A 12,258-nucleotide genomic window follows, 5' to 3' on the forward strand; every position below is an offset into this window, starting at 1 on the left:
CGGCGGCGTGGCGGTGGCGCGCGGCGGGACCGGGCGGGGGCGCGGCGGCCGGGCGGGGCTCATGCCGGACCCGGGCCCGCGGCGAGCCGCTCGAGCACCACGGGGGCCAGCTCGGTGACGTCGCCGGCGCCGACGGTGAGCAGGAGGTCCCCCGGCCGTGCCGCGTCGGCCAGCGCGTGGGCCGCCCCGCGGCGGTCGGCGACGAACCGTGCGCGACCGGGGGTCGGCACGGCCTCGACGAGCAGCGCGCCGCTCACGCCGGGCTGCGGGTCCTCCCGGGCGCCGTACACGTCGGTCACCACGACGACGTCCGCGAGGTCGAGCGCCGCCCCGAACTCCGTCGCGAAGGTCCGCGTCCGGGAGTACAGGTGGGGCTGGAACAGGACGAGCACGCGGCCGTCGCCGGCCTCCGCCCGGGCGGCGCGCAGGAGCGCGGCGACCTCCGTGGGGTGGTGGGCGTAGTCGTCCACGACGCGCACGCCCGCCGCGACCCCCCGCTCCTCGAACCGTCGACCGGTGCCGCGGAAGGTGCCCAGCGCCGCCGCGGCCTCCTCGGCCGCGAGCCCGACCCGCCGCAGCGCGGCCCACGCGGCCGCGGCGTCGAGCGCGACGTGCGCACCGGCGGCGGGCAGCCGCACGGTCACGGCCGCGCCGTCCCGCCGGTCGACGAGGTCGACGTGCCAGGCGTCCCGCTCGCCGCCGGGCCGCACGCCGACGTCCGCACCGGCGCCGGTGCCGTAGGTGACGACCGTGGCCCCTCGCCCCGTGAGGCCCGCACGGGCCCGGTCGGCCAGGCGTGCCGCCCCGGGGTCGTCCGCGCAGACGACGAGGGCGCCGCCGTCGCGCACCCGGCCGGCGAAGGCGACGAAGGCCTCCTCGAACGCCTCCGTCGTGCCGTAGTGGTCGAGGTGGTCCGGCTCCACGTTCGTCACGACGGCCACGAGGGGCGCGTACGCGAGGAAGGACCCGTCCGACTCGTCGGCCTCCGCGACGAAGGTGCGCCCGCCGCCGTGCCGCGCGCCGCCGAGGGCGCCGGTCTCGGCGAGGACCGTGCCGCCGATGGCGAAGGAGGGGTAGGCCCCCGCGGCGACGAGCGCGGCGGCCACCATCGCGGAGGTCGTGGTCTTCCCGTGCGCGCCCGCGACCGCCACGGCGTCGCGGTCGGCCATGAGCGCCGCGAGGGCCTGCGACCGGTGCAGCACCCGGCGGCCGGCCGCGCGCGCGGCGACGAGCTCGGGGTGGTCGGGCCGCAGCGCGGAGGTGACGACGAGCGTGTCCGCGCCGTCCACGTGGGCGGCGTCGTGCCCGACCGCCACGGCGACGCCGGCCGCCCGCAGCCCCGGCAGGGTGGGCCCCTCCCCGCGGTCGCACCCCGACGTCGCCACGCCCCGGGCGGCCAGGAGCGTCGCGACGGCGGACATGCCGACGCCGCCGACGCCGACGAGGTGCGTGCGCCCCAGGTCGCCGAGGGCACCCGCACCGGCGTCCGCCGGTGCGGCGGGTGCGACAGGTGCGGCGGGCACGGCGGCCGCGGGATCGGCGGGCGCGGCTGCCGGCGCGGGGTCGGCGGACGCCGTCGGCGCGGCCGGGCCCGTCGGTGCGGAGGACCCGGGACCCCCGGCCCGCGCCGGCAGGTGCCGCTCGACGAGCGCGGCGACGCGGTCGGCGGCGTCGGGCACGCCGACGGACGCGGCGGCGCGCGCCATGACGGCCCGGCGGTCGGCGGCGCCGGGGCCGGCCAGCAGGGGCAGGACGTGCGCGCGCACCCAGGCGGCGTCGAGGTCGGCGTCGTCGACGAGCAGCCCGCCGCCCGCCGCCACGACGGGCGCGGCGTTGAGGCGCTGCTCCCCGTTGCCGACGGGCAGGGGCACGTAGACGGCGGGGACGCCGAGCGCGGCGAGCTCGCAGACGGTCCCGGCGCCGGCCCGCCCCACGACGAGGTCGGCGGCGGCCAGGGCCAGCTCCATCCGGTCGAGGTACTCCAGCACCCGGTACCGCTCGGCGCCGGGGACGCCGGCCAGCGCCGCGCGGACGGGACCGGCCTTGCCGGCGCCCGTGAGGTGCAGCACGCCGACACCGGCCGCGAGGAGGTCGCGAGCGGCGCCGGCCAGGGCGGCGTTGACGCTCTGCGCACCGAGCGAGCCGCCCGTGACGACGAGGACGGGTGCGTCCGGGTCGAGGCCCAGCTCCCGCGCGGCCCGCTGCCGCGTCCCCCGCGGGTCGTCCGCCCGGGCCGCGAGCACGCCGGCCACGGCCGCCCGCAGCGGCAGGCCCGTGACGTGCGCGCGCGGCAGGCCGGAGCCCGGGAAGGTCGTGGCGACCTCGGCCGCCCAGCGCGCGCCCAGCCGGTTGGCCAGCCCCGCCCGGGCGTTGCCCTCGTGCACGACGACGGGCAGGCCCCGGCGCCGCGCGGCCAGGTAGGCCGGCGTCGCGACGTAGCCGCCGAAGCCGACCACGACGGACGCCCCCGCCTCGTCGATCGCCGTCCCCGCCGCGCGCACGGCCGCCCGCAGACGTGCGGGCAGGGCCAGCAGGTCCGGCCCCGGCCGGCGCGGCAGGGGCACCCGCGGCACGAGCGCCAGGGGCAGGCCGGCCGCGGGCACGAGGCGCGCCTCGAGCCCGGTCGCGGTCCCGAGCGCGGTGAGGCGCACGCCGGGGTCGCGGCGGCGCAGCGCGTCGGCGACGGCCAGGAGCGGGTTGACGTGCCCCGCGGTGCCGCCGCCCGCGAGCAGGACGGAGCGCGCCCGGGCCTCAGCCACGGGCCCGCCCGAGCACGGCCAGCGACCGTCGCACGACGCCGGGCCGCGCCGCGAGGGCCTCGGCGGCGCCGGGCTCCGAGCGCGCGAAGGACAGCACCACGCCGATGGCCGCCATCGTCATGATGAGCGCCGACCCGCCCGCGGAGACGAGCGGGAGCGGCACGCCGATGACCGGCGCGAGGCCCACCACCACGGCGATGTTGATGAGCGCCTGCCCCACGATCCACGCGAGCACGGCGCCCGTGGCGATCTTCGCGACGGGGTCGGGGTGGCGGCGGATGACCCGCACCATCGCCAGCGCCATGAGCCCGATCAGCACGAGCACGAGCACGGTGCCGACGAGCCCCAGCTCCTCGCCGAGGATCGCGAAGATGAAGTCGTTGTGCGCCTCGGGCAGGTAGGACCACTTCTCGCGGCTGCCGCCGAGCCCGACCCCGAACAGGCCGCCCGTGGCCAGGCCGTAGCCCCCGTGGAGCGTCTGGTAGCAGGCGCCGGACACGTCGCACTCGTCGGACAGCCAGCTCGAGATCCGGTCCGAGCGGTTGGAGCTGCCCGTCGCCAGCGCCACGGCGAGCGCCACCGCCCCGGCCCCGGCGACGGCGAACATGCGCAGCGGCAGCCCGGCGACGAACAGCGCCCCGGCGACGAGGAGCAGCATCACCATGGCCGTCCCGAGGTCGTGGCCGGCGAGCACCACGCCGACCGCCACGGCGACGACGGGCACGACCGGCACGACGGCGTGCTTCCAGCTGTCGAGGAGGTGCTGCTTGCGGGCGAGCACCACCCCCAGCCACAGGACGAGCGCGAGCTTGATGGCCTCCGACGGCTGGGCGCTGAAGCCCGGCAGGCAGACCCAGTTGCGGTTGCCGCCCTGCCCGCACCCGAGCCCCGGCACGAACACGAGGAGCTGGAACGCCACGGCCCCGGCCAGCGCGGGCCACGCCAGCCGCCGCAGCAGCCGCAGCGGCGCCCGGGACAGGACGACGAGGAGCGGCAGCCCCAGCAGGGCGTAGCGCGCCTGGCTCACGAAGCCGGCGTAGGGGGACGCGCCGTCGTCGACGGACTCGACGCTCGAGCTCGACAGGACCATGACGAGCCCGACGACGAGGAGCAGGCCCGCGGCGCCGGCGAGCACGTAGTAGCTCGCGACGGCGCTGTTCCAGTGCCCGAGCAGGGAGCGCACCCGCGCGACGCCGGTGAGGGGTGCGACGGCCGTGGCCCCCGGGGGCGTGGGCGCCGCTCCGGGCGGGACGACGCGGGACGGCACCCCGCCGGCGCCGAGCCGCGGTGCCGCGCCCGTCACCGCGCGGACCCCGTCGCCCCCGTCGTGCCGGGGTTCGTGCCCGGGTCCGTGCCCGGGTCCGTGCCGGTGCTCGCGGCCGTGCCGGCTCCCCCGGCCACCGCGCGGGCCGCCGCCGCGAAGGCCGCCCCCCGCTCCGCGTACGAGCGGAACTGGTCCATGGAGGCGCTCGCCGGAGCGAGCAGGACGGTCACGGGGTCGTGCGCGCCGACCGCGGGCTGCGCCAGCCGACGGGCCACCTGGACGGCACGGGTCATCACGTCCCCAGTGTCACCGGCGTCGATCTCCACGACGGGCACCTGGGGCGCGTGTCGGGCGAGGGCGTCGCGCAGCGGGGCGCGGTCCACCCCGATGAGGACGGCGGCGTGGAGGCGGTCGGCGCGCGCGCGCACGAGCTCGTCGAAGGTCGCGCCCTTGGCCAGGCCGCCCGCGACCCACACGACGCTCCCGGGCTCGAAGGCCGCCAGCGACGCCGACGCGGCGTGGGCGTTCGTCGCCTTGGAGTCGTCGACCCAGGCGATGCCGTCGGCGCGCGCGACCTCCTCGATGCGGTGCGCCCCGGGCGCGTACGCGCGCAGCCCGTCCCGGACGGCGACGGGCTCGACCCCGTGCGCGAGGGCCAGCGCGGCGGCGGCGAGGGCGTCCTGCACGACGTGCGGCGGGACGCCGCCGTCCGGCCCGGCGAGGTGCGCGAGGTCGGCCAGGGTGCCGAGCTCGGCCGCGTGCGTGTGCCGCAGCCGTGCGAAGCCGCGGTCGACGAGGACGTCCTCGACGAGCCCGACCTGCCCCACCCCCGGGGTGGCGAGCGTGAAGCCGACCGCCAGCGCACCGTCGACGACGTCGGCCCCCCGCACGAGGTCCTCCGTGCGGCGGTCGTGCAGGTTGTAGACGCACGCCACCTGCGCCCGCTCGAAGACCCGCCCCTTGTCCGCGGCGTACGCGGCGAGGTCGCCGTGCCAGTCGAGGTGGTCGGCGGCCACGTTGAGCACGGCCGCGGCCTGCGCGCTCATGGAGTGCGTGAAGTGCAGCTGGAAGCTCGACAGCTCGACGGCCAGCACGTCGAGGGACGGGTCCTCGACCGCCTCGACCACGGGCGTGCCGACGTTGCCCACCGCGGCGGTCCGGCGGCCGGCCGCGGTGAGGATCGCGGCGAGCATCCCCACCGTCGTCGTCTTGCCGTTCGTGCCCGTGACGGCGAGCCAGGGCGCCGGCTCCCCACCGTCGGCCCGGGGCACGCGCAGGCGCCACGCGAGCTCGACCTCGCTCCACACGGGCAGGCCCGCGGCGAGCGCGGCGACGGGCAGGGGGCCGTGCGGCGGCCAGCCCGGCGACACGACGAGCGCCGCGACGCCGTCGAGCCCCCCGTCGGCGACGAAGGCCGCGGCGTCGGAGGCGTCGGCGTCCTCGGCGCGGGCGTCCACGGTGACCACGCGGTGGCCGTGGCGCCGCAGCGCCGCGAGGGCCGCGCGGCCGGAGACGCCGAGCCCGGCGACGACGACGGTCGCGCCCGCGGGCAGCCCGGGCACGGGACGGCCGGGCCCGGTGGGACCGGTGCCCGGGAGGTCGGCGGCCACTACCGGCTCACGACCCACTCGCCGTAGAAGACCCCGATGCCGGCGGCGACGAAGAGCCCGGCGATGATCCAGAAGCGGATGACGATGGTGACCTCGCCCCACCCGGACAGCTCGAAGTGGTGGTGCAGCGGGGCCATCTTGAACACCCGGCGGCCCGTCAGCTTGAAGGAGCCGATCTGGATGACGTCGGAGAGGACCACGAGCACGAAGAGCCCGCCGAGGATGGCCGCGAGGACCTCCGTGCGGGACAGGATCGAGATGCCGGCCAGCGCGCCGCCGAGGGCCAGCGAGCCCGTGTCGCCCATGAAGATCCGGGCGGGGCTCGCGTTCCACCACAGGAACCCGAAGCAGGCGCCCGTGATCGACGCGGCCACGACGGCCAGCGCGAGCGGGTCGCGCGTGTCGTAGCACTGCGGGCCGGCGGTGGTGAGGAGCTGGCACGTCTGGTTGAGCTGCCAGATGCACACGAGCACGTACGACCCGAAGACGATGAGCGAGGCGCCCGTGGCCAGGCCGTCGAGGCCGTCGGTGAGGTTCACCGCGTTCGACCACGCGGTGATGAGGAAGTTCGCCCACACGACGAAGAGCACCAGTCCGACCGTCGCCCCCGCGAACGCCAGGTCCAGGCCCGTGTCGCGGATGAACGAGATCCGGGTCGAGGCCGGCGTGAGGCCGCTCGTGTTGGGGAACTGCAGGGCCAGGACGGCGAAGGTGATGCCGACGACGCCCTGCCCGACCACCTTCCACACCGGCGAGAGCCCGAGGCTGCGCTGCCGGGAGATCTTGATGTAGTCGTCGAGGAACCCGACGACCCCCAGGCCCGTCATGAGGAACAGCAGGAGCAGCGACGAGGCCGCCGGGGCCCGCCCCGTGCTCAGGGAGGCCACCCCCCAGCCGAGCAGGGTCGCCGCGATGATGACGACGCCGCCCATCGTCGGCGTGCCGCGCTTCGTGTGGTGCGACGTCGGGCCGTCCTGACGGATGAACTGGCCGTACTGGCGTCGCACGAGCAGCCGGATGAACAGCGGCGTGCCCAGCAGCGCGACGACCATGGAGACGGCGCCGGCGATGAGGACGGTCCTCACGCCGCGCTCACCCCCTGGGTCAGGTGGTCGCCGAGCCGCCACAGGCCCGCGCCGTACGAGGACTTCACGAGGACGACGTCACCGGGGCGCAGCTCCGCGTCGAGGAGGGCCGCGGCGTCGTCGACGGTGTCGACGACCGCCACCTCGTCGCCCCACGAGCCCTCCTGCTGGGCGCCGTCGGCGATCCGGTGGGCGCCCGCGCCGACGACGACGAGCAGCTTGACGTTGAGCCGCACCGCCAGGCGCCCGATGAGGTCGTGCGCCTCCCCGGACCCCTCGCCCAGCTCGCGCATCTCCCCCAGCACCGCGACGGAGCGGCGGTCGCGCCCGGCCACGACGGCCAGCGCCCGCAGCGCCGCGCGCATGGAGTCGGGGTTCGCGTTGTAGGAGTCGTCGACGACGGTGACGCCGTCGGGGCGCTCGACGACGTGCATGCGGTGCGGGCTGAGCGCGTCCGCGAGGGACAGCCCCTCGGCGACCTCGTCGAGCGCCAGGCCCACGGCGAGGCCGGCGGCCGCCGCGGCGAGCGCGTTGTGGACGTGGTGCTCCCCGACGAGCCGCAGCCGCACCGTGGCGGTGCCCTGCGGAGCGACGAGCGTGAAGGTCGCCCGGCCCGCCCGGTCCACGCTCACGTCGACGGCCCGCACGTCGGCGCCCGTCGACGAGCCGAAGCGCACGACGTCCCCCGGCGCGCGCCCGGCCATGGCGGCCACGCGCAGGTCGTCGGCGTTGAGCACCGCGACCCCGCCGGGCGCGAGCCCGTCGACGATCTCCGCCTTCGCGCGCGCCACGGCCTCGATGCCGCCGAAGCCGCCGAGGTGCGCCTGCCCGACGACGAGCACCACGGAGACGTCCGGGGGCGCGATCCGCGTGAGGTAGGTGAGGTGGCCGGGGCCGCTGGCGCCCATCTCGAGGACGAGGAACCGCGTGCGCCCGTCGGCCCGCAGGACCGTGAGCGGCAGGCCGATCTCGTTGTTGAAGGAGCGCACGGGGGCGACGGTCGGGCCGGCCGCCGAGCAGAGCTGGGCGAGCAGGTCCTTCGTCGTCGTCTTGCCGACGGACCCCGTGATGCCGACGACGCGCAGCCCGCTGCCGCCCGGCTCGACGGCCGCCTCGCGCAGCCGCGCCAGGACGTCCTGCGCGAGGAGGCCGAGCGCCTCCGTCACGTCGGGCACGACGACCGTGGGCAGGGGCGCGCCGGCGTCGTCCGCGAGCTCGCGCGACGCGAGCACGAGGGCCGCGCCGGCCGCGACGGCGCCGGCGGCGAAGTCGTGCCCGTCGACGTGCTCGCCCGGCAGGGCGACGAACACGGCGCCGGGGACGACCTCGCGCGAGTCGGTGACGACGGGGCCGCTCACGAGCCGGCCCGGGTCGGCGTCGGGGTGCAGCGTGCCGCCCGTGGCGGTCGCGACCTCGGCCGCGGTCAGGGCGATCACGCGCGCCGCCCCGCCCCGGCGCTGCCGGCCGCGGCGCGGTGCCGGGCCAGCGCCTCGAGGTAGACGTCCCGATCGTTGTAGCGGTGGAACACCCCGGCGATCTCCTGGGTCGGTTCGTGGCCCTTGCCCGTGACGAGGACGGTGTCGGCCTCGTCCGCCATCGCGACGGCGTCGAGCAGGGCCTGGCGGCGGTCGGTGGCCTCGTGCACGTCGCGGCCGTCGGGACGCACGGCGGCGACCCCCTCGAGGATCGCGGCGCGGATGGTGGCCGGGTCCTCCGAGCGCGGGTTCTCGTCCGTGACGACGACGACGTCCGCGCCCCGGGCGGCGATCTCGCCCATGAGCGGGCGCTTGCCGCGGTCGCGGTCGCCGTCCGAGCCCAGCACGAGGAGCAGGCGCCCCGGCGTGATCGGCCGGACGGCCTCGAGGGCGAGGGTGAGCGCGTCCGGGGTGTGCGCGTAGTCGACGAGGCACAGCGGCAGGCCGTCGCCGCGCTCGACGACGCGCTCCATGCGCCCCGGCACCGCGCCCGCCGCCGCGACGGCGCTGATCGCGGTGGCCAGCGGCACGCCGGCGGCGTGGGCGGTCACGACGGCGAGCGCCGCGTTGGAGACGTTCACGAGCCCCGGCAGCGGGCTGGCGGCGGCGTGCTCGCGCCCGTCCGGACCCCGCAGGACGAAGCTCGAGCCCACCCCGTCGAGCCCGATCTCGGCGCTGCGGACGGCCCAGTCGGCCCCGTGGCACTCCGGCGCCCCGGCGTGCGTGGCGACCGTCCACACGGGGATCGGCGCCTCCTCCGCCAGCCGCCGGCCCCAGGCGTCGTCGACGACGACGACCCCCCGGCGGGCGAGCTCGGGCGTGAAGAGGCGCGCCTTCGCCGCGTAGTAGCCCTCCATGTCGCCGTGGAAGTCGAGGTGGTCGCGCTGGAGGTTCGTGAAGGCGGCCACGTCGACCCGCAGCCCGTCCACGCGGCCCAGCGCGAGGGCGTGCGAGGAGACCTCGGTGGTGAGCGCGCCCGCGCCCGCCTCGACGGCCCGCGCGAGGATCGCCTGGAGCACGGGCGCCTCGACGGTCGTGCGCGGGCTCTCGACGGCCTCCTCGCCGATCCGCAGCTCCACGGTGCCGAGCACGGCGGTGACGGGGTGGACCGCGCGCAGCGCCGCGTCGACGAACCAGCTCGTCGTCGTCTTGCCGTTCGTGCCGGTGACGCCGACCGTGACGAGGGACCGCGCCGGGTCGCCGTGCACCCAGGCGGCCACCGGGCCGGCGAGCCCGCGGGGGTCGTCGGCGACGAGGAGCACGGTCCGGGCGGCGAGCCCCTCCCCCTCCAGGCGGCGGGCGCCGGCGGCGTCGGTGAGGACCGCGACGGCGCCGTGCTCGACGGCCTGCCCGGCGTACGCGGCACCGTGCACGGTGAGCCCCTGCACGGCGACGAAGAGGTCGCCGGGGAGCGTGTCGGAGGAGGAGACGGTCACGCCGGAGACGGCGGTGCCGTCCGGGACGCCGTGCGGCGCCGCCAGCCCGAAGGCCGCTGCGAGGTCCGTCACCCGACGGGTCTGGGGGGCGTGCGGGCGCAGCCGACCCTGGGGGGACGTCATGGGGAGAATCTACCCCGGGGTCGGTGCCCGGCCCGGACCGCCGCGGCCCGCCCGGGCGTGGCGCCGGGCTCCGGGCGGGCCGTCACCACGTCGTCGGGAAGAGGGTCGCCGACGAGCCGCTGGGGGCGATGCCGAGCTCCGTGAGCGCGAACTGCGTGACCTCCTGGAAGACCGGCGCCGCGACGGTGCCGCCCCACTCGGAGGTGCGCGGGTTGTGCAGGATGACGCTCACGACGAGCCTCGGGTCGTCCGCCGGCGCGACGCCGATGAACGAGGCCGTGATGCCCTGCCGCCCGTCCGTGTCCCAGTTCTGGGCCGTGCCCGTCTTGCCCGCGACGCGGTAGCCGGGGATGGCGGCGGACCCGCCCGTGCCGTCGTCGACCACGCTCTCGAGCATCGACAGGACCGTCGCCGCCGTGCCGGGCGAGACGACCGGGGTGCCCGGCACGGCGGGCGCGGGCGTCCACGTGCCGTCGGCGGCGGTCGTCCCGCGCACGAGGTGGGGCTGCACCCGGACGCCGTCGTTCGCGATGGTGGCGAACACGGAGGTGGCCTGCAGCGCCGTCACCGACACGCCCTGGCCGAAGAGCACCGCGTACTGCGTGCGCCCGTCCCACTGCTCGTGGGGGGCGAGCAGGCCGGCCGACTCCCCCGGGAGGCCGACGCCCGTCGGCGTGCCGAAGCCGAACCGGCGCAGGTAGTCCTCGCGCACGCTCTCGGGCAGCGCCTGCCCGATCTGCACGGTGCCCGTGTTCGAGGACTCCGCCAGCACGCCGGTGGCCGTCAGGTGCTGGAGGTCGTGCTCGTGGGAGTCCTTGAACGTCTGGCCGTTCTCCGTCGTGTACTGGTACGGCACCTCGTAGGGCGTCGTCGGGGTCGTCACGCCGGTCTCGAGCGCGGCCGCCATCGTGATCACCTTGCCGGTGGAGCCCGGCTCGAAGACGTTGGAGACGGACGGGGCGAGGGAGCCCGTGCTGTCCCCGGGGTGGTTGGGGTCCATGGAGCCCGAGTCGGCCAGCGCGAGGACCTCGCCCGTCGACGGGTCCATCACCACGACGGTGCCGCTGTCCGAGCCGGTCGCCGCGACCTGGGCGTCGAGGGCGGCCTGGGCCTTCCACTGGATGTCCGAGACGATCGTCGTGGTGACGGAGCTGCCGTCCGTGGCGGGCTCGCCCTCGCTGACGCCCCCGGGGATGGCCTGGCCCATGCGGCCGCGCTCGTACCGCTCCCAGCCGGCCCGGCCGGTGAGCTCCTCGTCGAGCACCGCCTCGAGCCCGGCCATGCCCTGGTCCGAGGAGTTGACGAACCCGACGACGTTGCCCGCGAGGGTGCCGTTGGGGTAGACGCGGTCCGCGACCTTGTCCACGTTGACGCCCGGCAGCACCAGGGCGCGGATCTCGCGGGCGATCGTGGGCAGCACGCCCTTCTGGACGACCTTGAACTGCGAGTCCCCGACGAGGCGCCCCCCGAGCTCCGCGACGTCCGCGTCGAGCAGCGGCGCGAGCAGCTGGGCGACGCCGGCGGCGCCCGCCGGCACGTCCTCGTCGCCGGGGTACTCCCGCAGCAGGCGCTGGTTGACGGAGATGTCGTAGCGCTCCACGGAGGTGGCCAGGGCCACGCCCTCGGCGTCGAGGATCGCGCCGCGGGTGCCGAGGATCTCCGTGCGCGCGGTGAGCCGCTGCTGGAGCGCCTCGGCCGCGACCTCGGGCCCGGCGACGACCTGCACCCAGACGAGGCGGCCGGCGAACACGACGAGCAGCGCCAGGACCGTCGCGGTGAGGAAGGCGACCCGTCCGCGGGAGCCCGCGCCGACCGGTCCGGCGCCGCCCGGGCGACGACCGGGGCGCGCCGGCCCGGTGCCGCGGGGCGGGCCGTCGACCGGGGACCGCGCCGGGAGCGGCTCCACGAGCGTGTTGCCGGCGCCGACGGCGGTGCCGGTGCGCGCACGCGTCGTCGCGCCCGTGCGGGTGCCGGGCGTGCCGGGCGTGCCGGGCGTGCCGGGCGCGCGGTCCTGCGTCGTCGTGCTCATCCCTGCGCCCCCTGCACCCACCCGTCGGACAGCCGGACCCATCCCGTCCCGTCGGCCGGGACCATGCCGAGCCCCGTCGCCGCGTCCGCGAGCGCGGCGGGCGCGGCGCGGCGGTCGAGCTCGGCCTCGAGGTCCTTGCGGTCCTGCTGCAGGCGGCCGAGCTCGTTGGACAGCCGGTAGGCCTCGTACGCCCCGGTGGCCATCGTCGTGTTGAGCAGCAGCGCCGCGAGCAGCGCGCCGCCGAGGACGGCCATGCACAGCAGCACGAAGGGCACGCGGGTGCGGGCCTGCAGGGGCGCGGTCACCAGCCGCAGACGGGAGCGCGGCGCGGGGGCGCCCTCGCGGCCGCCGGCGAGGCGGCCGGTGGTCGGGCGGCTGCGGGTGACGGGGACCCGCTGGGCGGCGGAGGCGCTCATGCCGGGCTCCTGGGGGTGCGAGGTGCGGTGGACGCAGGGGTGGTCGGTGCGGCGGACGGGC

At 77.7% G+C, this 12,258-nt stretch carries 8 protein-coding genes; all 8 read right to left on the bottom strand.

Features of this window, described 5'->3' with window-relative positions; genetic code table 11:
- Positions 1-59 precede the first annotated feature (59 nt).
- Positions 60-2,759 (bottom strand): UDP-N-acetylmuramate--L-alanine ligase, encoded by a 2,700-nt coding sequence (gene murC, locus EJA20_RS19870; protein WP_129339598.1) that lies wholly within the window; start codon positions 2,757-2,759, stop codon positions 60-62.
- Positions 2,752-3,942, bottom strand: coding sequence for a putative lipid II flippase FtsW (gene ftsW / locus EJA20_RS16300; protein ID WP_129339604.1), 1,191 nt, complete (start codon positions 3,940-3,942; stop codon positions 2,752-2,754). The genes murC and ftsW overlap by 8 nt, the downstream gene beginning before the upstream one ends.
- Before the next feature lie 116 nt (positions 3,943-4,058).
- Positions 4,059-5,585 (bottom strand): UDP-N-acetylmuramoyl-L-alanine--D-glutamate ligase, encoded by a 1,527-nt coding sequence (murD, locus tag EJA20_RS16305; RefSeq protein WP_129339605.1) that lies wholly within the window; start codon positions 5,583-5,585, stop codon positions 4,059-4,061.
- A 47-nt stretch (positions 5,586-5,632) separates the two neighbouring features.
- Entirely contained in the window at positions 5,633-6,718 is a 1,086-nt protein-coding gene (gene mraY, locus EJA20_RS16310; RefSeq protein WP_129339599.1) for a phospho-N-acetylmuramoyl-pentapeptide-transferase, read from the bottom strand.
- On the bottom strand, positions 6,715-8,154 hold the full coding sequence (locus tag EJA20_RS16315; RefSeq protein ID WP_129339600.1) for a UDP-N-acetylmuramoyl-tripeptide--D-alanyl-D-alanine ligase: 1,440 nt from the start codon (positions 8,152-8,154) through the stop codon (positions 6,715-6,717). Before EJA20_RS16315 ends, mraY begins: the two co-directional genes overlap by 4 nt.
- Entirely contained in the window at positions 8,151-9,752 is a 1,602-nt protein-coding gene (locus EJA20_RS16320) for a UDP-N-acetylmuramoyl-L-alanyl-D-glutamate--2,6-diaminopimelate ligase (protein ID WP_129339601.1), read from the bottom strand. Before EJA20_RS16320 ends, EJA20_RS16315 begins: the two co-directional genes overlap by 4 nt.
- A gap of 82 nt (positions 9,753-9,834) precedes the next feature.
- Positions 9,835-11,781 carry a peptidoglycan D,D-transpeptidase FtsI family protein gene (locus EJA20_RS16325; protein ID WP_129339602.1) on the bottom strand — a complete coding sequence of 649 codons (1,947 nt, stop codon included), beginning with the start codon at positions 11,779-11,781 and terminating at the stop codon, positions 9,835-9,837.
- A partial coding sequence (gene ftsL, locus EJA20_RS16330; RefSeq protein WP_338068838.1) for a cell division protein FtsL occupies positions 11,778-12,258 on the bottom strand: 481 nt, incomplete at its 5' end. The genes EJA20_RS16325 and ftsL, both read right to left, overlap by 4 nt.

The organism is Cellulomonas endophytica (genome assembly GCF_004123805.1).
GTDB classification, from domain to species: Bacteria; Actinomycetota; Actinomycetes; order Actinomycetales; family Cellulomonadaceae; genus Cellulomonas; species Cellulomonas endophytica.